This is a genomic window from Phaeobacter sp. JH20_26 (assembly GCF_048056275.1).
GTDB classification, from domain to species: domain Bacteria; phylum Pseudomonadota; class Alphaproteobacteria; order Rhodobacterales; family Rhodobacteraceae; genus Phaeobacter; species Phaeobacter bryozoorum.
This window is the reverse complement of the sequence record NZ_JAYMWL010000013.1, coordinates 354403-375000: the sequence shown is the minus strand read 5'-3', so window position 1 is coordinate 375000 and position 20598 is coordinate 354403. Positions and strand designations below refer to the sequence as shown.

The following is a 20598-nucleotide window of genomic DNA, read 5'->3' as shown; positions in this document are numbered from 1 at the left end:
ATGCCGACGCTCAATGATATTCGCTCCACCTTCCTGAACTACTTTGCCAAACAGGGGCATGAGGTGGTTGACTCCAGCCCTCTGGTGCCCCGCAACGACCCGACCCTGATGTTCACCAACTCGGGCATGGTGCAGTTCAAGAACTGCTTTACCGGCGTGGAAACCCGCGACTACAAGCGCGCGACCACAGCGCAGAAATGCGTGCGCGCCGGCGGCAAGCACAACGACCTCGACAACGTCGGGTATACCGCGCGCCACCACACGTTTTTCGAGATGCTCGGCAACTTCTCCTTTGGCGACTATTTCAAGCATGAAGCGATCCCCTTTGCTTGGGAGCTGATCACCAAGGAATTCGATATTCCGAAGGACCGGCTCTACACCACCGTCTATCACACCGATGACGAAGCCTTTGAGATCTGGAAAAAGATGGGTGTGCCGGAGGAGCGGATCATCCGCATCGCGACCTCTGACAACTTCTGGCAGATGGGCGACACCGGTCCCTGCGGTCCCTGCACCGAGATCTTCTACGACCACGGCGACCACATCTGGGGCGGCCCTCCGGGCTCGCCGGAGGAAGACGGCGATCGTTTCATCGAGATCTGGAATCTCGTTTTCATGCAGAACGAGAAATTCGCCGATGGCTCAATGGTCGATCTTGAGATGCAGTCCATCGACACCGGTATGGGTTTGGAGCGGATCGCGGCGTTGCTGCAGGGCACCCATGACAACTATGAAACGGATCTGTTCAAGTCGCTGATCGAGGCGTCCGCGAACGCGACGAACACCGACCCATTCGGGGATCACAACGTGCATCACCGGGTTATCGCGGACCACCTGCGCTCCTGCTCCTTCCTGATTGCCGAAGGCGTGCTGCCGTCGAACGAAGGTCGCGGTTACGTGCTGCGCAGGATCATGCGCCGGGCGATGCGTCACGCCTCGCTCCTGGGCGCTACCGATCCGGTGATGCACAAGCTGGTGCCGTCGCTGGTGCAGAAGATGGGTGCCGCCTATCCTGAGCTTGGCCAAGGCCAGGCGCTGATCGAAGAGACCTTCGAGCAGGAGGAAACCCGCTTCCTCAAAACCCTGGACCGTGGCCTGAAACTGCTGGACGAAGCCTCCGTCGATCTGGGCAAGGGCGACGTCCTACCGGGTGAGACCGCGTTCAAGCTCTATGACACTTATGGCTTCCCGCTCGACCTCACTCAGGACGCCCTGCGCGCCAAGGAGATCGAGGTCGATACCGATGGCTTTGATGCGGCGATGAAGGAGCAGAAGGAGAAATCCCGCGCGGGCGGTATTGGCCTGGGCGAAGCGGCGGATGTGAAGGTCTATTTCGACATTGTTGACGCAGTTGGTGCCACCGACTTTCTGGGTTATGAGACCGAGAAGGCTGAAGGCCAGATCATGGCCATGGTCAAGGACGGTGCTCAACTCCAAACCGCCGCTATGGGCGACACGGTGCAGATCATCCTGAACCAGACGCCGTTCTACGGCGAAAGCGGCGGTCAGGTTGGCGACAGTGGCGTCCTGACGGTTGAGGGCGGTGCAGCCCGCATTACCGACACCAAGAAAGTTGAGGGGCTGTTCCTGCACATCGCCGAGGTGACCGAGGGCGACATCGCCGTCGGGCAGGGTGCTGCGATGGAAGTGGATCACGACCGCCGCAGCAAGATCCGCGCCAACCACTCGGCCACCCACCTGCTGCACGAGGCGCTGCGCAATGCCCTTGGCGAGCATGTCGCGCAGAAGGGCTCGCTCAATGCTGCGGACCGGCTGCGCTTCGACTTCAGCCATAACAAGGCGATGAGCGCAGAGGAACTGACCAAAGTCGGCGCCGAGGTGAACGATTTCATTCGTCAGAACACGCCGGTTTCGACCCGGATCATGACCCCGGATGATGCGCGCGCGCTGGGTGCTCAGGCGCTGTTTGGCGAGAAATACGGCGAAGAGGTCCGCGTTGTCTCCATGGGCCGCGCAGCGACGGGTAAGGGTCAGGACGGCGATACCTATTCGATTGAGCTGTGCGGCGGCACCCATGTGAAGCAGACCGGTGACATCGGCACCTTTGTCATTCTGGGCGATAGCGGATCCTCAGCCGGCGTGCGCCGGATCGAGGCGCTGACCGGTGCGGCAGCGGTGCAGCATCTGGAGCGTGAAGCAGGCCGTATGGCCGAGGTTGCAGGCGTCCTGAAGGCCCAGCCGGCCGAAGTCATGGACCGGCTGAAAGCCTTGATGGATGAACGCAAGGCGTTGCAGAACGAGGTGTCCCAGCTGAAACAGCAGGTCGCCATGGGCGGCGGCGCGGCAGGCGGATCCGCAACCAAGGAAATCGGCGGTAAAACCTTCCTCGGGCAGGCGCTGGAAGGCGTCTCTGGCAAGGATCTTCGCGGGTTGATAGATGCCCACAAGCAAAAGATCGGCTCAGGCGTGATCCTGTTGATTGCCAATGATGACGGCAAGGTCGCGGTCGCCGCGGGTGTCACCGACGATCTGACCGGCGAGATCTCTGCTGTAGATGTGCTGAAAGCGGCGGTTCCGGCTGTTGGCGGCAAGGGCGGCGGTGGTCGTCCCGATATGGCGCAGGGCGGCGGCAAGGATTTCTCCGGCGCCGAAGAGGCGATCAAGGCGGCCGAGGCGCTGCTGGCGGGCTGACCAACTGGTCAAAAAAACCTTGGTCTTTCCGGTAATCTGCCTAAGCTGCCGGGAAGATCATCACCAAAGGAGGCTCAGATGCCCGCACTCTGGATTGCGCATGTTACCGTCACCGATGCCGAGGCCTACGGCAAATACGCCGAGCTGGCGGGACCGGCCGTTGCCAAACACGGAGGGCAGTTTATTGCCCGTGGCGGTCGGTTTGTACAGCTGGAAGGCAAGGAACGCCCGCGCAATGTGGTAGCCCGCTTTCCCAGCGTCGATGCGGCGGTGGATTGCTACAACAGCCCAGAATACCAGGAGGCGCTGAGCCATGCGCGCGACGCCTCCGAGCGGGAGCTGATGGTGGTCGAAATCACCGAATGAGCGCGACATACCTGCGCGTCGGATCCCCTAAGGGACGATGCCTCCAGGAACGATGAAAGAGCGGCTTCTGGCCGCTCTTTTTTCATTTGCGCCAGCCCGGCCGGTCGATCAATAGGGATCGCGTGGCGCGCGGTTATCCGACAGCGAGGGCTGGCGCTGCTGAACAAGCTGCTCAATCGCCTCGGCCAGATGGATCTCCTGAATATGGGCGTCCCCTGCAGCCACCCGGACACGATGCGCGGTGATCATCACATCGGCGTGGGAGCATCCCATTGGCGGTTCGAATTTATAGCAGGCAAGCTCGATCAGAAGCCCCATCGGGTCCTTGAAGTAGATCGAATCCATAAATCCCCGATCCTTTGGTCCTGAATGCCCGATGCCGCGTTCGTCCAGCCGCTCGACCGCCTGGGCAAATGTCGCCTTTGAGACGTTGAAAGCCAGATGATGGACGCATCCCGGCTCCGTCGGGGTGCGGCGACGGTCAGCTGTACGGCGCTTGTTGGTGAAGACGGTGATCAGGCGCCCATCGCCGGGATCAAAATAGAGATGCCCCTCGTCCGGGTCATCCAGATTGGGCTGGTCAAAGATGAAGGGCATCCCAAGGACACCTTCCCAGAAATCAATGGATGTCTGCCGGTCAGCGCCGGTCAAGGTGATGTGGTGGACGCCTTGAACCTGTAGCTTGCGCATGCTGTCTCTCCCTGGTTAAACGCCTGATTTTGCAAAGGGTAGCACGCAGGCGACAGATAGCAAAAAGGCCGCCCATATTGCCGGGCGGCCTTTGTTTTTTCCAGCTGAACCGTCAGGATCAGGCGTTGGCGCGAGCCATCCGCTTGCGCTCATGCGGATCCAGGTAGCGTTTGCGCAGACGCACGGAGTTCGGGGTTACCTCTACCAGCTCGTCATCGTCGATATAGGCAATCGCCTCTTCCAGCGAGAGCTTCATCGGCGTGGTCAGACGTACGGCATCATCGGTGCCGGAGGCGCGGACGTTGGTCAGCTTCTTGCCCTTCAGCGGGTTCACTTCCAGATCATTGTCGCGGCTGTGCTCGCCGATGATCATGCCGGTGTAGACGTCTTCCTGTGCGCCGATCATCATCTTGCCGCGCTCTTCGAGGTTCCACAGGGCGTAGGCCACCGAGGTGCCATTCTCCATGGAGATCAGAACACCAGCGCGACGGCCGGGAATGGAGCCTTTGTGCGGGGTCCAGCCGTGGAACACACGGTTCAGAACGCCGGTGCCGCGGGTGTCGGTCAGAAACTCGCCGTGATAGCCGATCAGACCGCGGGAGGGGACATGCGCGATGATGCGGGTCTTGCCAGCGCCTGCGGGCTTCATCTCGACCAGTTCACCCTTGCGGTGGCCGGTGAGTTTCTCGATCACAACGCCGGAGTATTCATCGTCAACGTCGATGGTTGCCTCTTCGACGGGCTCCATGCGAACGCCGTCTTCTTCCTTGAACAGGACCTGAGGGCGCGAGATCGACAGCTCGAAGCCTTCGCGGCGCATGTTTTCGATCAGAACACCCATCTGAAGTTCGCCGCGACCGGCCACCTCAAACGCTTCGCCACCGGGGGTGTCGGAGATCTGGATCGCGACGTTGGATTCTGCTTCCTTCATCAGGCGATCACGGATCACACGGGACTGAACCTTTTTGCCATCGCGACCGGCCAGCGGGCTGTCGTTGATGCCAAAGGTCACGGTGATGGTCGGCGGATCAATCGGCTGGGCGGGCAGCGCCTCCGTCACCGAAGTATCCACCAGCGAGTCGGCGACGGTGGCCTTGGTCATCCCCGCGATGGAGACGATATCGCCGGCCTCCGCCACGTCGATGGCCTGCTGACCTAGGCCACGGAACGCCAGCACTTTTGTGCAGCGGAAGTTCTCGATCAGCTCACCGTCACGGCTCAGCGCCTTGAGGCTGTCGCCAGCCTTCAGGGTGCCGGATTCAACGCGACCGGTCAGAATACGGCCCATGAAAGGATCCGCGCCTAGCGTGGTTGCCAGCATACGGAAAGGCTCGCCTTTTTGCTCGATCTGCTTTGGGGCAGGGACGTGTTTGACGATCAGGTCAAACAGCGCAGAAAGATCCTTGCGCGGGCCGTCCAGCTCCATGTCGGCCCAACCGGCGCGACCGGAGGCATACATGGACGGGAAATCCAGCTGATCATCATCTGCACCAAGGTTGGCAAAGAGGTCGAAACACTGATCCAGCGCGCGGTCAGGCTCGCCGTCGGGCTTGTCGACCTTGTTCACAACCACGATCGGGCGCAGACCAAGGGCCAGCGCCTTGGAGGTCACGAATTTGGTCTGCGGCATCGGGCCTTCGGCGGCGTCAACCAGCAGCACCACCCCGTCGACCATCGACAGGATCCGCTCGACCTCGCCGCCGAAATCGGCGTGGCCGGGAGTGTCGACGATGTTGATCCGGGTGCCGTTCCACTCCACCGAAGTGGCCTTGGCCAGAATTGTGATGCCCCGCTCGCGTTCCAGATCGTTGCTGTCCATGGCGCGTTCCGCCACAGCCTGGTTTTCGCGGAAGGCGCCGGATTGTTTCAGAAGCTCATCAACCAGGGTGGTTTTCCCGTGGTCCACGTGAGCAATGATCGCAATGTTGCGCAGGTCCATGACGTCAGCCTTTGTAAGGAAGTTGACGCGCGCATAGCGTGATCGTTGGCCAAAGACCAGAGGAAATACATCTTTTTGCGCGCGCAGGGGCGATCCGGTGGGTCGTCCGGCGGCGTGCGGCCATTCGGTGACGCGCCGGTTGCGCCGTCAGTGGCCGGTTGTGCTGGAGAACAGATGGATCACCAGAATCCCGGCAAGGATCAACAGCAGCCCCAGAACCGCTGGCAAATCAAGCCGTTGGCCAAAGACGACCCAGCCAATGATGGCGATGAGGAAAATCCCGAGGCCGGACCAGATCGCGTAGACAATCCCGACCGGCATGTGGCGCAGCGTCAGGGCCATCAGATAGAAGGCCAGTCCGTAGCCGACCACCACCAGCAGTGACGGGCCAAGCCGGGTGAATTGCTGACTGGCCTGTAGCGCAGTGGTGCCAATGGTCTCTGCCGCAACCGCCAGCACAAGATAGAGATAATGGAGTGGCATGATCAGGCCTCCGCTGAGGATGGGCTGCGCGCGGAACCAGCCCGCGCAGCGCCGGGGTCAGGCGCTGGTATTTTCGGCAAACCATGGAGCGACAGCGGCGCGCACATGATCCCAGACCGCCGGTGCCCCACGGGCGACCTTGTGGCCGACACGGGCCTCCAGTTGCTCCAGCGTGACATTATACGCGCGCCAGCTGCCGCCGCCTGACATCAGGTTCAGCAGCACAGGTTGTACCCGGTCAATCGCCTTGGCATAGATCGCTTCGGGGCTTTCGGCGGTTTCGAATTCCGTCCAGATACGGTGAAAGACCTCGCCCTGCGCGGCGGGCAACAGGCCGAAAATCCGTTCTGCGGCGGCTTGTTCATTGGCGGCAATCGCGGCCTGTTCAGCCTCCGACAGGGTTGCGTGGATCGGCACATCGCCCGCGTCGATCTCCACGATGTCATGCAGCATCAGCATCTGCAGCACCCTGGCCATGTCGACGGGCGCGTGGCTGTGCTGGGCCAGCACCCAAGCATAGAGCATGATATGCCAGCTGTGCTCGGCCGAGTTTTCGCGGCGGCTGCCATCGGCAAGCGTCGTTGCCCGCAGGACCGTCTTCAGTCCGTCGACCTCATTTAGGAAGCTGAGAGGTGCGGTGAGCGCATCCTGTGGCTGCAAGCCTTCCAGGTGGGCGACGGCGTGGTGAAATACCTCGGGAAAGGCGTCCTGCAGGGCCGCAGCGCGTCCGCCAAAAAGATTGCCGCGCACCACCTCGATATGTGCCGCAGGCACGTCTTCGTTGTAGAGCGTCTGGAAAATCGGCTGGCAGTGGTCAATCCGCTTTGCCCATTGGGCGTCAGGTGTCTGGCTGGCCTCGAACTCGCGCCAGAGCCCATGCAGAAAAGCTGATTGATCGGCTGGCAGGAGCGAGAACAGCCGGGTTGCGGCCACCGCTTCGGCGCTGGCAACCGCCTCCCAGTCGACATCCCCATCAATCGGGTGATCGCCTGCGTCGATCTCGACGAGATCATGCAGCAAAAGCATCTGTACGACCCGTTCAACCGAGACATCAGCAGGCGCAAACGGGGCCAGCACCAGCGCATAAACCGCCAGGTGCCAGCTATGTTCGGCGGAGTTTTCGCAGCGTGAGCCATCCAGGATCAGGTTCTGACGCTCCACGCGGCGCAGCTTGTCCGCCTCCAGCAAGAAACGGAACTGGCTGGCAAGCCGCGTCGATTGGTCAGTCATTCTCTGGGGCCCTGGATGCGATCTTGGCCTTGGCGGCGCTGATCTTGCTGTTGAGAAAGGCACGCGCTTTGCGCTCGGCAAGGCGGACCCGCATTTCAGTGAGGAAGGCTTCCTCAAGCGACTGAGACGCTGCCCCCAGAACCTCGCTCACCTCCATGTAAAGGCGCTCTTCGCCAGTGGCGTCCTGAACCTTTAGCGTGTCGGCGGCCAGTTTCTGGGCCAGCGTCTCGATCGTGCTCATCAGCGGGAGCTTTCTGTCAGCCGCCGTTTCACATAGTCGGAGACATTGCTGATCATCGGATCCATATAGGGGTCCTGGAAGAAGTGATCGGCGCCTTCAACTTCGGTATGGGTTATGGTGATCCCCTTCTGCTCGTGCAGCTTGTTCACCAGGTTTACTGTATCGGCGGGCGGCGCCACGCGGTCTGCGGTGCCATTGATGATCAGACCCGAGGAGGGGCAGGGCGCCAGAAACGAGAAGTCATACATATTGGCTGGCGGTGCCACCGAGATGAAGCCGGTGATTTCCGGGCGGCGCATCAACAGCTGCATACCGATCCAGGCCCCAAAGGAAAAACCGGCGACCCAGCAATGTTTGGAGTTGTTGTTCATCGACTGGAGGTAATCCAGCGCCGATGCCGCGTCGGACAATTCGCCAACACCCTGATCATATTCGCCCTGCGACCGGCCAACGCCGCGGAAATTGAACCGCAGAACCGTAAAGCCCATGTTGTAGAACGCATAATGCAGATTGTAGACGACCTTGTTGTTCATCGTGCCGCCGAACTGCGGATGCGGATGCAGAACGATGGCAATCGGGGCGTCTTTTTCTTTTTGCGGGTGATAGCGGCCTTCCAGGCGGCCTTCGGGTCCGGGGAAAATGACCTCAGGCATGGGTGGGTGGATCCTACTCTTATTTTCGGGGATGCCGACTGGAATACTTGACGAATTCCGTAAGGCACCTTAGAACGGTTCTAATTGATGGCAGAGGTCAAGTTTCGCTGCCGTCTCGCTGAGATACGCATTGCAGCGTTCAAGGTCAATCTTTTCGCTGTGCCGCCTGGGTCGGAGGATTTGAAAATATGAAACTTTCGACCAAGGGACGCTATGCAATGGTGGCGCTGGCAGATATCGCCTTGCAGCCGGAGGGCAGTCTGGTGGTGTTGGGCGATATCTCCAAACGTCAGGATATTTCGCTGCCCTATCTGGAGCAGCTGTTTGTGAAACTGCGTCGGAGCGGGCTTGTAGTCTCTGTGCGCGGTCCGGGTGGGGGCTACCGTCTTGCGCATCCGCCCTCTGACATTCGCATCGTCGATGTGCTGAGCGCAGTTGATGAAACGGTTGATGCGATGCACAAGGGCGCAGGCGCATCCGGTGCCTTGTCCGGGAGTCGCGCGCAATCGCTGACCAACCGCCTCTGGGAAGGGCTGAGCGCCCATGTCTATGTGTTCCTGCATCAGACCCGCCTGTCTGACGTTATCAAGAACGATCTGGCGCCATGTCCGGCGGTGCCCAGCCTGTTTGCGGTGGTCGACGACTGACGGCCCGAGATATCCGCCCTTCTAACCCCGGCGCGGCCTGCGCTGTTTCGTAGATTTAAGAACGCCCTCGTTACAGCATCCTGATGGGTGCGAGGGACAAGACAGAAGGATCCGCACCGCCGATGTCGCGTGTCTATCTTGACCATAACGCCACCACGCCGCTTTGCGATGCTGCAAAGGCCGCGATGGTTGCCGCGATGGAGGTTTGCGGAAATCCTTCTTCCGTTCACGCCGAAGGCCGTGCCGCCAAGGCGCTGATTGAACGCGCGCGGGCGCAGATCGCCTCGGCTTTTGGGGCGGATGGTGTTGATATCGTGTTCACCTCCGGGTCGACAGAAGGGGCCGCGCTGGCAATGAGCGGTCGCGATCTGCATGGTGCAGCAGTTGAGCATGACGCCGTAAGGTCCTGGTCTGTCGAGGATTTGCAGGTTTCACCTGATGGCGCTGTTGCGGTGATTGATCCGCAGCGCTCCTCCGTTCAATTGGCCAATTCTGAAACCGGCGTTATCCAGAAGCTGCCCGAAGGGCTGGCGGTGACCGATGCGACGCAGGCCTTCGGCAAGCTGCCTGTCGCCTTCAATTGGATGGGGGCCACGATGGCGCTGATCTCGGCGCATAAACTGGGCGGGCCAAAGGGCGTGGGCGCGGTGGTCCTGAAACGGGGAACCGATTTGGCGGCGCAGATCACCGGCGGCGGTCAGGAGATGGGGCGTCGCTCCGGCACGGAAAATGTCGTAGGGATCGCGGGGTTCGGAGCGGCCGCGGAAGCTGCGGCAAGGGCGCTGGCGGATGGTGTCTGGGAACGTGTGGCAGAGCTGCGCGACACAATGGAGGCCGCCCTTGCAGCGGGCAGCCCTGACACTATTTTTGTTGGGACATCAGCGGCGCGCCTGCCCAATACCAGTTGTTTTGCCACGCCGGGCTGGAAGGGCGAAACCCAGGTCATGCAGATGGATCTGGCCGGATTTGCCATTAGTGCCGGCAGCGCCTGTTCCAGCGGCAAGGTCCGCGCCAGCGCGGTGCTCACCGCCATGGGATATGACGAGTTAACCGCCCAGAGCGCCGTGCGCGTCTCGCTTGGGCCGAACACAACAGAAACGGATGTGCTGCGCTTTGCCGAAAGCTGGTGCGCCAAACAAAAGAAACATCGCGCCCGGGTGGCGTGAGTGCAGGAGATGACCATGACAGCATTGGATGATGTTCAGGTAAAAGAAGGCGTTGACCAGGAAACGGTCGATGCGGTCCGCGAGGTGGGCGGCGCCTATAAATACGGTTGGGAAACCGATATCGAGATGGAATACGCGCCCAAGGGCCTGACCACCGATATCGTGCGGCTGATCTCGGAAAAGAACGAGGAGCCGGAATGGATGCTGAACTGGCGGCTTGAGGCCTATGATCGCTGGCTTCAGAAGGAAGAGCCGACCTGGGCCATGGTGGATTACCCGGAAATCGATTTCCAGGACCAGTATTACTATGCCCGTCCGAAATCGATGGAGGTGAAGCCGAAATCGCTGGATGAGGTGGACCCAAAACTGCTCGCTACCTACGAAAAGCTCGGTATCCCTTTGAAAGAACAGATGATCCTTGCGGGCGTCGAGGGGGCTGAAAACATGCCCGCCGAAGGTCGCAAGGTCGCAGTTGACGCGGTGTTCGACTCCGTTTCGGTCGGCACCACCTTCCAGGCCGAGCTGAAAAAGGCAGGCGTCATCTTCTGCTCGATCTCCGAAGCGATCCGCGAACACCCTGAGCTGGTAAAGAAATACCTCGGCACCGTGGTTCCGGTCTCCGATAACTTCTATGCCACGCTGAACTCCGCGGTATTCTCTGACGGCTCCTTTGTCTACGTGCCGCCGGGTGTGCGCTGCCCGATGGAACTGTCGACCTATTTCCGCATCAACGCGGAAAACACCGGTCAGTTCGAGCGCACCCTGATCATTGCCGATAAAGGCAGCTATGTCAGCTACTTGGAAGGCTGTACTGCACCGGCCCGCGATATCGCGCAGCTGCACGCAGCCGTCGTGGAGATCATCATCGAAGAAGACGCCGAGGTGAAATATTCCACCGTCCAGAACTGGTATCCCGGTGATGAGAACGGCAAGGGTGGCATCTACAACTTCGTGACCAAACGCGCCGACTGCCGCGGCGACCGCGCCAAGGTGATGTGGACACAGGTGGAAACCGGCTCTGCGGTGACCTGGAAATACCCTTCCTGCATTCTGCGCGGCGAGGAAAGCCAGGGCGAATTCTACTCGATCGCCATCGCCAACAACATGCAGCAGGCCGATACGGGCACCAAGATGATCCATCTGGGCAAAAACACGAAATCCCGCATCGTGTCCAAGGGGATCTCTGCCGGCAAGGCGCAGAACACCTATCGCGGGCTGGTGTCGATGCACCCGAAGGCCAAGAATTCGCGCAACTACACCCAATGCGACAGCTTGCTGATCGGCGACAAATGCGGGGCGCACACGGTTCCCTATATCGAGGTCAAGAACAACTCGTCGCGCGTGGAGCATGAGGCGACCACCTCGAAGGTGGACGACGACCAGCTGTTCTACTGCCGTCAGCGCGGCATGGACGAGGAAGAGGCGGTGGCCCTGGTGGTCAACGGCTTCTGCAAAGACGTGCTGCAGGCGCTGCCGATGGAGTTCGCCATGGAAGCGCAGCAGCTGGTTGCGATCTCGCTGGAAGGGTCTGTCGGGTAATGGCAGGCCCTTGGGCATCATCGCGAGGAAACAATAAAATGATCATCACAACCACACCAAACGTCGAAGGTTACCAGATCGCCGAATACAAGGGCATCGTGGTGGGCGAGGCGATCATGGGCGCCAATGTGGTGCGCGATGTCTTTGCCTCTATCACCGACATCGTCGGCGGCCGCTCCGGTGCCTACGAAAGCAAGCTGCAGGACGCGCGCGAAACCGCGCTGGCAGAGCTGGAAGACCGTGCGCGGGCCAAGGGCGCAAATGCGGTTGTCGGCGTCGACCTCGATTACGAGGTGGTAGGCCAGTCCATGTTGATGGTCTCTGCCAGTGGAACAGCCGTAGTGATCGGCTAAGGAATTCGCCCTTCGGGGCACAGAAACAACCGGGGCGCTGCTCCGAAGAGATATAAACGAGGAAAAAATGCTCGAAATCAAAAACCTGCACGTCAAACTTGAAGAAGAGGACAAACAGATCCTCAAAGGTGTCAACCTGACCGTTGAGGCTGGCAAGGTACATGCCATCATGGGGCCGAACGGCTCTGGCAAATCGACCCTCTCTTATGTGCTGTCTGGTCGCGATGGCTATGAGGTCACCGACGGCGCGGCGACTCTGGCTGGCGAAGATCTGCTGGACATGGAGCCGGAAGAGCGCGCCGCCGCAGGTGTGTTCCTCGCGTTCCAATACCCGGTCGAGATCCCAGGTGTCGGCAATATGACCTTCCTGCGCACTGCCGTAAACGCGCAGCGCAAGGCGCGTGGCGAAGACGAGCTGAGCGCTTCCGACTTTCTGAAGGAAGTGCGGGCCAAGGCAAAGACCCTGAAAATCGACGCCGATATGCTGAAGCGCCCGGTCAACGTCGGCTTCTCCGGCGGCGAGAAAAAGCGTAACGAAATCCTACAGATGGCGATGCTTGAGCCAAAGATGTGCATCCTCGATGAGACCGATTCCGGTCTGGATGTCGATGCGATGAAACTGGTTGCCGAAGGTGTGAACGCCCTGCGCGACGAAGGCCGCGGCTTCTTGGTGATCACCCATTACCAGCGCCTGCTGGACCACATCAAACCCGACGTCGTTCACATCATGGCAGACGGCCGCATCGTAAAAACCGGCGGTCCCGAGCTGGCGCTGGAAGTCGAAAACAACGGGTATGCCGATATTCTGGCAGAGGGTGTGTAAATGGCCGCTCCTGAAAGAAAACAAAGCGAAACCGAGGCACGGTTGGCGGCGCTGACCATGCCGGAGGGGGGCTGTCTGGCGGAGGCGCGCCATGCGGCGTTGTCGCGGGTTCAGACACTGGGCCTGCCGAACCGCCGCGATGAATACTGGAAATACACCCGCCCGGACACGCTGACCGCCGCCGTGGCACCAAAGGCCGCAGTTTTTGATGCTGGCGAAGCACCGATGTTCAACGAATTTGATCGCATCAAGATCGTGTTCGTTGACGGTGTCTTTGATGCCGATGCCTCTGACGATCTGTCGCTGGAGGGCATCAGCATTGATCGCATCGCCGATATCTGTGACAAAGATATCCATTGGGCCAAGGATTTGTACGGCGTTCTTGAAGCGCGCGGACAGACGCCTGTTGCCCGCCCTCTGGCGGCGCTGAACACCGCATTTGCCAGCGATGGTGTCGCCATCCGTGTGACCGGCAGCCCGTCCAAACCGGTCAATCTGATCTACCGTCACGCGGCAGAAGAGTCAGACGCCATCCTGCATCACGTGATCCGTGTTGAAAGCGGGGCATCAGCGACCATTCTGGAAAACGGCCCGGCTGCATCGCGGTTCAACAAATGTATGGAAATCGACGTTGCCGACGGCGGGTCTCTGCATCTGGTGCGGGCGCAGGGGCGTGATCATGAGCGCCGGGCTGCAACGCATCTGTTTGCACGCCTCGGTATTGAATCCGTGTTCAAGGCATTCACCCTCACTGTAAACGGCGTGCTGACGCGCAATGAGGCGGTGATTGAACTGACCGGCGATGATGCGGTCGCGCATATCGCAGGCGCCTGTGTCGGTGATGGTGATTTCCACCACGATGACACCGTCTTCATCACCCATGATGCGGTGAACTGTGAGAGCCGCCAGGTTTTCAAGAAGGTTCTGCGCAACGGGGCAACCGGTGTTTTCCAGGGCAAAATCCTGGTCAAGGAAGGCGCGCAAAAGACTGATGGATATCAGATTTCTCAGTCTCTTCTGCTGGATGACGACAGCCAGTTTCTGGCCAAACCCGAGCTGGAAATCTACGCCGATGATGTGGCCTGTTCGCATGGCTCCACCTCAGGCGCAATTGACGAGGAGGGTCTGTTCTACCTGCGGTCGCGCGGCATTCCTCAGGCTGAAGCAACCGATCTCATGACCCTTGCCTTCCTTGCTGAAGCAGTTGAGGAGATCGAAGACGCCGATGTTGCGGCAAGCGTTGTGGACCGGCTGGAAGGCTGGCTGGCCCGGCGCCGCTGATGTCCGTCAGTCAGGACATCGTCGCCACCTACAGGGGGCCGCGCAGGGTTTATGCGCGGCGTCTTGCCATGGGGTTGCGTGAAGATCGGCTGCTGGCCATGCTCATGGCCGGCTGCGCTCTGGCGTTCATTGCTCAGATGCCAGCTCGGGCGCGTGAGGCGCATCTGAGCGGGCAGGAGCTGAACATGCTGCTGGGCGGCTCGCTGCTGGCGCTGATCTTCATTGCGCCGCTGCTCCTCTACGGGGTGGCCTTTCTGGCGCATGGCGTCGCGCGGATCTTTGGCGGCTCTGGCGACAGCGCGCAGGCACGTCTGGCCTTGTTCTGGGCGTTCCTCGCGGCTGGTCCGCTGATGCTGTTGAACGGGCTTGTCGCGGGATTCATCGGCCCGGGGCTGGAGCTCAATCTGGTTGGCGGGCTATGGTTTGTGCTGTTCCTGTGGTTCTGGGGCAGCGGGATGGTTCAGGCGTATTGGGGCAAAGAATGATCCCTTATCAGTCACTTGCGGGCCTTACCTTCAGCGCTCCCACAGCGGCGGCGCGGGTTCTTCTGTCCGTTGACTGGCCGCGCCGGGTGCTTGTTCTTGCCTTGCTGTTGACGGCGGTTGTCAACACGATGATCCTTCAGCTCGCCGATCTGATCCTTCCGGGCAACATCGCGGTACTGGCCGCCATTCAACCCCTGTACTATGCTGGTGCGGTTTTTGCGCTGCATCTGGCCGTGACGGCGCTTCTGACCTGGACCGGTCGCTGGATTGGCGGCAAGGCGGAGTTCAGCGATATTCTGGCGGTCAATGTCTGGCTGAATGCCGTGCAGATCGCGCTTTTGGTGGCGGTGATGCTGCTGCATCTGGTGCTGCCGCTGGCGGCATCCTTGATCGCCTTGCTCGCGAATTTCATGATGCTGGCAATCTTTCTGCTGTTTATCAAGGAAGCGCATCAGTTTACATCCATCTGGCGGGCCATCGGCTCGGTTCTGATGTCGGCGGTTTTGATCGTCATTCTTCTCTCTCTGCTTTTGGGGGCGCAGGCCCCGGCACTACTGGGGCTTCCCGACCATGTATGACGTCCAAAAAATCCGCGCCGATTTTCCGATCCTGTCTCGTCAGGTGAATGGCAAACCGCTGACCTATCTGGACAATGGCGCATCGGCACAGAAGCCCCAGGTTGTAATTGACGCAATTACGCGCGCCTATTCTGAGGAATACTCAAACGTTCACAGAGGGTTGCACTATCTCTCTAATCTAGCGACCGAGAAATACGAAAGCGTTCGGGGCACCATTGCGCGGTTCCTGAATGCGGGCGACGAAAATACCATCGTCATGAACTCAGGGACCACGGAGGGGATCAACACGATCGCCTACGGCTGGGCCATGCCGCAGCTTCAGGCCGGGGATGAGATCATTCTCAGCGTGATGGAGCATCACGCAAATATCGTTCCCTGGCATTTCCTGCGTGAACGTCAGGGCGTGGTTCTGAAATGGGTGGAGACAGCAGCTGACGGAAGCCTCGATCCGCAGGCCGTGCTGGACGCCATCGGTCCAAAGACAAAGCTTATTGCAGTTACCCAATGTTCCAATGTGTTGGGCACCATCGTTGATGTGAAAACCATCTGCCATGAGGCCCGCCAGCGCGGCGTTGCGGTTCTGGTTGATGGCTCGCAGGGGGCGGTTCATCTGCCCGTGGATGTGCAGGATATGGGCTGTGATTTCTATGCGATTACCGGTCATAAGCTCTACGGGCCGTCCTCCTCCGGTGCCATCTACATTCGCCCGGAGCGCATGGCTGAAATGCGCCCCTTCATGGGTGGCGGCGACATGATCAAGGAGGTTGCCCGCGATCAGGTGATCTACAATGACGCTCCGATGAAATTCGAGGCCGGCACGCCGGGCATCGTACAGATGATCGGACTGGGTGTTGCGTTGGATTACATGATGGCTATCGGCATGGAGAATATCGCAGCCCATGAGGCGGCGATCACCGCCTATGCCAGCGAACGGTTGAACGGTCTGAACTGGGTCAATATCCAAGGTCAAGCCGCTGACAAGGCTGCTATTTTCAGCTTCACACTGGAAGGCGCGGCACATGCACATGACATCTCGACCATTCTCGACAAGAAGGGTGTCGCGGTACGCGCAGGACAACATTGCGCCGGACCGCTGATGGATCACCTTGGCGTTGCGGCGACCTGTCGTGCGTCCTTTGCCATGTATAACACCAAGGACGAGGTCGACGTGCTGATCGACGCCCTGGAACTGGCCCACGATCTATTTGCCTAACAGCGATCTGGTGGTCTGACTGACATAGAGATTTCGATTTTCTAATGTAGCCGTAGCAGTTGATCCGCCCGGTCATGGGCCGGGTGATACATCGAAGTCTATGTGTGTTGATATCTCCCGCACGATCCTACCTTTTGTATCAGAGCCGGATCGTGAACCTCACGTTACGGGTGTGTTCAGTGATGCCTCATAAATCGTTCGAAGAACCTCTTCGAAGTCTTTTGTCCAACCCTTGGTGTCGAATAGCGGGAGTGCGTAGCGGTTTTCACTAAGGTGCCTCTTGAGCCGGTGCATTTCCTCTGGGTCTTGTGCCAGGCTAACGGCCTTGTCGATGAAGTGTTTTTCTGACTTCACAGATAGTTCTGGAAGACCTGCGGCATTTAGTATGCTTGTCGCTACCCGCGCGGAAAACTGTTTTCCGTAGATAGTAAGGATTGGAACACCTGCCCAGAGCGCATCAGACGCAGTTGTGTGAGCATTGTAGCTGAAGCAATCAAGACAAAGATCGACCTGTGAAATCCTGTCCAGATGTTCCGACTGAGGTAACACCGTACAAGGTATTATCCGCTCGGGGCTGACACCAAGAGCGCGCGCTTTGTCGAAAATAGCGGCAGAGTTGTCTTCCTTACCGGTGTAGAATAGCAAAACTGAATCTGGAGCACGTTTCAGGACTTTCATCCAGGCCGAGAACTCGCGAGGGCCAACTTTGTAGGTGTTGTTCAAATTTGCAAAGACGAACTTGTCGTCTGGAAGACCATAGCGTGACCGGCTGTTTTCAGGCTTTGGAACATAGCGGCAATTGCTGTTAGGCTGGTAACAGGTCGGCATTCTAACGATGTCTTCACTGTAAAATTGTTCGTCTTCTTCGGGTACTGTGATGTTATCTGCGATCATATAGTCCATCGTGGCCATTCCAGATGTCCCTGGAAAGCCTAGGAATGACACCTGAGCCGGTGCGGCCCGGACTGCGAATATCTCTTGCTTTGCATCGGCGGTGTCGCCTTTCAGATCAACCGCGACGTCGACGTTATCATCAATCGCCAGCTGAGCGATTTCTTCAGCTGTCAGCCGTGATACATCCCGATATATATCGGCAAATTCCCGTATGAACCTATTTTGCCGCGACCGTTCGCGCGGCTTGATATCGTAGACAAAGAACTGGAATTGATCGCGATTATGGGCTTTGAGCGCTCCTTCGAATAGATGCATCGTTGCATGTTCATGGAAGTCGCTGGAGAAGTAGCCAATTCGTATTTTATCGCCTGGTTGATGCGGTGGCACCGTCTTGCCCGCAGAGTGCGGTGCCCGCGCATAGGCATTTGTTAGCTGGCTCTGTGGGTTATCAATATAGGCGAGCAGCGCCAGAGGATCGAAGGCGTGACCGTTCTGTATAATCCTCAGAATTGTGGACGCCTCTTGCTTATTATCTTCCCAAGATAGAAATTGTCTTCGAAGCCGCATGACCAACGGCAGTGCAATAGGGCTGTTTGCGTCGATAGAAAGGGCGACCTCCAGCATTTCAAGCGCATCCCGGTCAAACCCGCCATCTTTCAAGCGTGACCCAAGTGCGGCTATGAAAACCGAATTTGTCGGCGCGAGTGATAGGGCTTTCCTCTGCAGCTTGATCGCGTCTTGAATGCGCCCGGATTGGGAAGCAACAACTTCCGCAAGATAGTGATAGCTGAGTGCTGTCTGACCCTCGCATTCGATCGAACTGCGCATCAGTGTTTCAGCCTCTGAAAATTCGCCGTTTCTCATCAGCAAGACAGCGCGATTGTATATCGGGCTGTCAAATCCCTTTGGGAATGCAACGGTCACAACGCAACTCCTGCCCTTGCTCTCCCTTGTTTTTATATAAAATTCTTAAGAACCCGTTATGATGGGCGGATTAACGCTCCTCGATCGTGCTGTGGTGTTTTGATGGTGACCGACCGGCATATCTACGTACCACCCCCTGGGAGGCATTGGTCGAGGGCCAATACATGCGGGGTTATCCTGTAAGAACTGCACTATCCCCTTAGAAATTATCGGTTTCATGAATTTCAGGGGAACAATGGCGGAGAGACAGGGATTCGAACCCTGGGTTCCCGTGAAGGAACAACGGTTTTCGAGACCGCCCCGTTCGACCACTCCGGCACCTCTCCGCGGGGGGTGAGGGCCGTTTAAAGTGGAAAGCTTGGGCGCGCAAGGGGGGATTTTGCGCTTTCTGCAGGAAATCGGAATTTTCATTGTCTCGCGCGATAAAACCCTTAGATTTCGTTGTATGAAACAGCTTTCACCCCTCCGAAAACTTGTGATGCAACCGCTCTTGGGCCTTGTTCTTGCATCGTTATTTGCATTCTCCGGCGCGCAGGCGGCGGATCGTGACCGGGTTGTCGCGTTCCTTGAAACAACTGGTTTTGACGTGGCGCTGGACAGTATCGCGCTCTCGGCTGAGATGGCACCGGGTATGCTGGGTGTTGATGCCGGTGATTTTGGCGCAGCCTGGGTAGAGCTGTCGCAGGATGTCTTTGACCGCAGGGAAATGCGCGAGATCGCCCTTGGCATTCTGGAGGAAACGCTTGAGGAGGACGCGCTGTCCCATGCGGCGGAGTTCTACGCCAGCCCGTTGGGCGCACGTCTGGTGAAAGCAGAGAACGCCTCTCACATGGTGGAGGATGACGAAACCAAGCAGCAGGCGGGCATGCGCATTATCTCCGATCTGGTGGCGGACGGCAGTGATCGCCCGCATCTGTTTCAGCGCATGGGGCTGGCGCTGGATTCCGATGGCACCGGGGTGAAGGCGGTGCAGGAGATCCAGTTCCGCTTCCTGATGGCTGCCAGCGCGGCTGGGGTGATTGACCTGCAGCTCGATGCAGATGGGCTGCGTGCATTGATGAAGGAGCAGCAGGCGTCGACGCGGATGGCGATGCAGGCGGCCAATCTGGCAGCCAATGCCTATACCTATCAGGGGTTCAGCGACGCAGAACTGGAGCAATATATCGCCGCGCTGGAGCATCCGTTGATGCAGCGGGTCTATGAGCTGCTGAATGCGGTTACCTTCGAGATCACCGCCAACCGCTTTGAACTTCTGGCCTATCGTCTGAAGGGGCTTGAACCGGCGCAGGATCTGTAAGGGGCAATCCGCGCCCGAAGTGTGAAACATCCCTGCAAAACACGGCGCGACACTGGCCACTGGCGTAGGGGGCAGCGCAGGGTTGACACGCTGCTCAATTCGCCGCATAAGCCCGCATCCCGGCCCGGATTCCCTGTGCCGGGGTTTATTTGTCATACGCCCCCAGGGGGCGCGCTGTTCGAGGTGGCCCACTGGCCGAAACACCGACCGTATCGCAGGATACATCCGGGACCGTAGGACGCGGGTAGAAAAGGAAAGACGCATATGTTTGCGGTCCTCAAAACCGGCGGCAAGCAGTACAAAGTTCAGGCCGGCGATATGCTGCGCGTGGAAAAATTGGCTGCTGATGCTGGCGAAACAATCCAGTTCAACGACATTCTGATGCTCGGTGGTGATGCACCGGTTGTGGGTGCGCCCTTTGTGGATGGTGCTGCGGTTCAGGCCGAAGTCATCGACCAGATCAAAGGCGAGAAGGTCATTCACTTTGTGAAGCGCCGTCGTAAGCACTCCTCCAAGCGCACCAAGGGCCACCGTCAGAAGCTGACCCTGGTCAAGATCACTGAGATCCTGGCCTCCGGCGCTGACAAGTCCGGCGTGAAAGCTGCCAGCGGCCAGGGCTCTGCTCCTGCTGCCAAAGCTGCGCCTGCTGCCAAGAAAGCCGCTCCGGCTGCATCGGGCGACGACCTGACTGCGCTGACCGGTGTTGGTCCGGCTGCTGCCAAGAAACTGGAAGAAGCCGGTCTGACCAGCTTTGCCCAGATCGCGGCCTTGTCGGATGCTGACATTGCTGCTATCGACGCGGTCAAAGTGAAACCCGAATGGGTTGAGCAGGCCAAAGAATTGGCTAAAGGCTAAGGAGATAGACAATGGCACATAAGAAAGCTGGTGGTTCCTCACGTAACGGCCGCGACTCAGCCGGTCGCCGCCTTGGCGTGAAACTCTACGGTGGTCAGTCGGCCATCTCTGGCAACATCATCGTTCGTCAGCGCGGCACCAAGTTCTGGCCGGGTGAAGGCGTAGGTCTGGGCAAAGATCACACAATCTTTGCGACCACCGACGGTGCTGTGACCTTCCACAAGGGCCTCAAGGGCCGCACCTTTATTTCGGTTCTGCCAGTGGCGGAGGCCGCTGAATAAGCCGAACC

General features: G+C 59.0%; 21 protein-coding genes and 1 tRNA gene. 14 read left to right on the top strand and 8 right to left on the bottom strand.

What is annotated here, in order from left to right; genetic code table 11:
- Both alaS and VWY60_RS07575 read left to right on the top strand, forming a co-directional pair.
- Positions 1-2652, top strand: a complete 2652-nt coding sequence (gene alaS, locus VWY60_RS07580) for an alanine--tRNA ligase (protein ID WP_416540187.1) — start codon at positions 1-3, stop codon at positions 2650-2652.
- Positions 2653-2730: 78 nt separating this feature from the next.
- On the top strand, positions 2731-3018 hold the full coding sequence (locus VWY60_RS07575; RefSeq protein ID WP_340545537.1) for a DUF1330 domain-containing protein: 288 nt from the start codon (positions 2731-2733) through the stop codon (positions 3016-3018).
- Between the two features lie 108 nt (positions 3019-3126).
- Here VWY60_RS07575 and VWY60_RS07570 read toward each other — a convergent pair whose 3' ends face one another.
- From VWY60_RS07570 to VWY60_RS07545, 6 genes are all read right to left on the bottom strand, one after another.
- Positions 3127-3708, bottom strand: coding sequence for a VOC family protein (locus VWY60_RS07570; protein WP_416535950.1), 582 nt, complete (start codon positions 3706-3708; stop codon positions 3127-3129).
- A gap of 118 nt (positions 3709-3826) precedes the next feature.
- A complete protein-coding gene (typA, locus tag VWY60_RS07565; RefSeq protein WP_340545539.1) occupies positions 3827-5647 on the bottom strand; it encodes a translational GTPase TypA in 1821 nt (606 codons plus the stop codon).
- Positions 5648-5794: 147 nt separating this feature from the next.
- Positions 5795-6130, bottom strand: a complete 336-nt coding sequence (locus VWY60_RS07560) for a DMT family transporter (protein WP_340545540.1) — start codon at positions 6128-6130, stop codon at positions 5795-5797.
- Between the two features lie 57 nt (positions 6131-6187).
- Positions 6188-7360 carry an HD domain-containing protein gene (locus tag VWY60_RS07555; protein ID WP_416540186.1) on the bottom strand — a complete coding sequence of 391 codons (1173 nt, stop codon included), beginning with the start codon at positions 7358-7360 and terminating at the stop codon, positions 6188-6190.
- Positions 7353-7601 carry a hypothetical protein gene (locus VWY60_RS07550; protein WP_416535948.1) on the bottom strand — a complete coding sequence of 83 codons (249 nt, stop codon included), beginning with the start codon at positions 7599-7601 and terminating at the stop codon, positions 7353-7355. Before VWY60_RS07550 ends, VWY60_RS07555 begins: the two co-directional genes overlap by 8 nt.
- Positions 7601-8254 carry an alpha/beta hydrolase gene (locus tag VWY60_RS07545; RefSeq protein WP_340545543.1) on the bottom strand — a complete coding sequence of 218 codons (654 nt, stop codon included), beginning with the start codon at positions 8252-8254 and terminating at the stop codon, positions 7601-7603. The genes VWY60_RS07550 and VWY60_RS07545 overlap by 1 nt, the downstream gene beginning before the upstream one ends.
- A 188-nt stretch (positions 8255-8442) precedes the next feature.
- Here VWY60_RS07545 and VWY60_RS07540 point away from each other — a divergent pair, with 188 nt between their 5' ends.
- The 9 genes from VWY60_RS07540 to VWY60_RS07500 all read left to right on the top strand — a co-directional run bounded on the left by VWY60_RS07540 (position 8443) and on the right by VWY60_RS07500 (position 16339).
- A complete protein-coding gene (locus VWY60_RS07540; protein WP_340545544.1) occupies positions 8443-8901 on the top strand; it encodes an Rrf2 family transcriptional regulator in 459 nt (152 codons plus the stop codon).
- Positions 8902-9023: 122 nt separating this feature from the next.
- Positions 9024-10067 carry a cysteine desulfurase family protein gene (locus VWY60_RS07535; protein WP_416540185.1) on the top strand — a complete coding sequence of 348 codons (1044 nt, stop codon included), beginning with the start codon at positions 9024-9026 and terminating at the stop codon, positions 10065-10067.
- A 15-nt stretch (positions 10068-10082) separates the two neighbouring features.
- On the top strand, positions 10083-11606 hold the full coding sequence (gene sufB, locus VWY60_RS07530; protein WP_340545546.1) for a Fe-S cluster assembly protein SufB: 1524 nt from the start codon (positions 10083-10085) through the stop codon (positions 11604-11606).
- Positions 11607-11644: 38 nt separating this feature from the next.
- Positions 11645-11959: a heavy metal-binding domain-containing protein gene (locus VWY60_RS07525; RefSeq protein ID WP_014874650.1), complete on the top strand. Its 315-nt coding sequence runs from the start codon at positions 11645-11647 to the stop codon at positions 11957-11959.
- A 67-nt stretch (positions 11960-12026) separates the two neighbouring features.
- Positions 12027-12782, top strand: coding sequence for a Fe-S cluster assembly ATPase SufC (gene sufC / locus VWY60_RS07520; RefSeq protein ID WP_340545548.1), 756 nt, complete (start codon positions 12027-12029; stop codon positions 12780-12782).
- Positions 12783-14063, top strand: coding sequence for a SufB/SufD family protein (locus tag VWY60_RS07515; protein WP_416540184.1), 1281 nt, complete (start codon positions 12783-12785; stop codon positions 14061-14063). It begins immediately after the preceding gene.
- A complete protein-coding gene (locus tag VWY60_RS07510) occupies positions 14063-14548 on the top strand; it encodes a YIP1 family protein (protein ID WP_340545550.1) in 486 nt (161 codons plus the stop codon). The genes VWY60_RS07515 and VWY60_RS07510 overlap by 1 nt, the downstream gene beginning before the upstream one ends.
- Positions 14545-15126: a YIP1 family protein gene (locus tag VWY60_RS07505; protein ID WP_340545551.1), complete on the top strand. Its 582-nt coding sequence runs from the start codon at positions 14545-14547 to the stop codon at positions 15124-15126. The genes VWY60_RS07510 and VWY60_RS07505 overlap by 4 nt, the downstream gene beginning before the upstream one ends.
- Complete coding sequence (locus VWY60_RS07500; protein ID WP_416540183.1) at positions 15119-16339, top strand: cysteine desulfurase; 1221 nt, start codon at positions 15119-15121, stop codon at positions 16337-16339. The genes VWY60_RS07505 and VWY60_RS07500 overlap by 8 nt, the downstream gene beginning before the upstream one ends.
- A gap of 159 nt (positions 16340-16498) precedes the next feature.
- On the opposite strand, the gene VWY60_RS07495 is transcribed toward VWY60_RS07500, so the two are convergent.
- A complete protein-coding gene (locus VWY60_RS07495) occupies positions 16499-18157 on the bottom strand; it encodes a UDP-N-acetylglucosamine-peptide N-acetylglucosaminyltransferase (RefSeq protein ID WP_416540182.1) in 1659 nt (552 codons plus the stop codon).
- Positions 18158-18393: 236 nt separating this feature from the next.
- Positions 18394-18483, bottom strand: a tRNA-Ser gene (locus VWY60_RS07490).
- A 119-nt stretch (positions 18484-18602) separates the two neighbouring features.
- Here VWY60_RS07490 and VWY60_RS07485 point away from each other — a divergent pair.
- From VWY60_RS07485 to rpmA, 3 genes are all read left to right on the top strand, one after another.
- Positions 18603-19454, top strand: a complete 852-nt coding sequence (locus tag VWY60_RS07485) for a DUF2059 domain-containing protein (RefSeq protein ID WP_416538745.1) — start codon at positions 18603-18605, stop codon at positions 19452-19454.
- Positions 19455-19718: 264 nt separating this feature from the next.
- On the top strand, positions 19719-20309 hold the full coding sequence (locus tag VWY60_RS07480) for a 50S ribosomal protein L21 (protein ID WP_340545554.1): 591 nt from the start codon (positions 19719-19721) through the stop codon (positions 20307-20309).
- 11 nt (positions 20310-20320) lie between these two features.
- Positions 20321-20590 carry a 50S ribosomal protein L27 gene (gene rpmA, locus VWY60_RS07475; RefSeq protein WP_340545555.1) on the top strand — a complete coding sequence of 90 codons (270 nt, stop codon included), beginning with the start codon at positions 20321-20323 and terminating at the stop codon, positions 20588-20590.
- The last annotated feature ends 8 nt before the right edge of the window (positions 20591-20598 follow it).

Bases quoted from the DNA above. Each gene is read 5' to 3' on its own strand.
- alaS (WP_416540187.1), top strand. From the start codon at position 1: ATGCCGACGCTCAATGATATTCGCTCCACCTTCCTGAACTACTTTGCC.
- VWY60_RS07575 (WP_340545537.1), top strand. From the start codon at position 2,731: ATGCCCGCACTCTGGATTGCGCATGTTACCGTCACCGATGCCGAGGCC.
- VWY60_RS07570 (WP_416535950.1), bottom strand. From the start codon at position 3,708: ATGCGCAAGCTACAGGTTCAAGGCGTCCACCACATCACCTTGACCGGC.
- typA (WP_340545539.1), bottom strand. From the start codon at position 5,647: ATGGACCTGCGCAACATTGCGATCATTGCTCACGTGGACCACGGGAAA.
- VWY60_RS07560 (WP_340545540.1), bottom strand. From the start codon at position 6,130: ATGCCACTCCATTATCTCTATCTTGTGCTGGCGGTTGCGGCAGAGACC.
- VWY60_RS07555 (WP_416540186.1), bottom strand. From the start codon at position 7,360: ATGACTGACCAATCGACGCGGCTTGCCAGCCAGTTCCGTTTCTTGCTG.
- VWY60_RS07550 (WP_416535948.1), bottom strand. From the start codon at position 7,601: ATGAGCACGATCGAGACGCTGGCCCAGAAACTGGCCGCCGACACGCTA.
- VWY60_RS07545 (WP_340545543.1), bottom strand. From the start codon at position 8,254: ATGCCTGAGGTCATTTTCCCCGGACCCGAAGGCCGCCTGGAAGGCCGC.
- VWY60_RS07540 (WP_340545544.1), top strand. From the start codon at position 8,443: ATGAAACTTTCGACCAAGGGACGCTATGCAATGGTGGCGCTGGCAGAT.
- VWY60_RS07535 (WP_416540185.1), top strand. From the start codon at position 9,024: ATGTCGCGTGTCTATCTTGACCATAACGCCACCACGCCGCTTTGCGAT.
- sufB (WP_340545546.1), top strand. From the start codon at position 10,083: ATGACAGCATTGGATGATGTTCAGGTAAAAGAAGGCGTTGACCAGGAA.
- VWY60_RS07525 (WP_014874650.1), top strand. From the start codon at position 11,645: ATGATCATCACAACCACACCAAACGTCGAAGGTTACCAGATCGCCGAA.
- sufC (WP_340545548.1), top strand. From the start codon at position 12,027: ATGCTCGAAATCAAAAACCTGCACGTCAAACTTGAAGAAGAGGACAAA.
- VWY60_RS07515 (WP_416540184.1), top strand. From the start codon at position 12,783: ATGGCCGCTCCTGAAAGAAAACAAAGCGAAACCGAGGCACGGTTGGCG.
- VWY60_RS07510 (WP_340545550.1), top strand. From the start codon at position 14,063: ATGTCCGTCAGTCAGGACATCGTCGCCACCTACAGGGGGCCGCGCAGG.
- VWY60_RS07505 (WP_340545551.1), top strand. From the start codon at position 14,545: ATGATCCCTTATCAGTCACTTGCGGGCCTTACCTTCAGCGCTCCCACA.
- VWY60_RS07500 (WP_416540183.1), top strand. From the start codon at position 15,119: ATGTATGACGTCCAAAAAATCCGCGCCGATTTTCCGATCCTGTCTCGT.
- VWY60_RS07485 (WP_416538745.1), top strand. From the start codon at position 18,603: ATGAAACAGCTTTCACCCCTCCGAAAACTTGTGATGCAACCGCTCTTG.
- VWY60_RS07480 (WP_340545554.1), top strand. From the start codon at position 19,719: ATGTTTGCGGTCCTCAAAACCGGCGGCAAGCAGTACAAAGTTCAGGCC.
- rpmA (WP_340545555.1), top strand. From the start codon at position 20,321: ATGGCACATAAGAAAGCTGGTGGTTCCTCACGTAACGGCCGCGACTCA.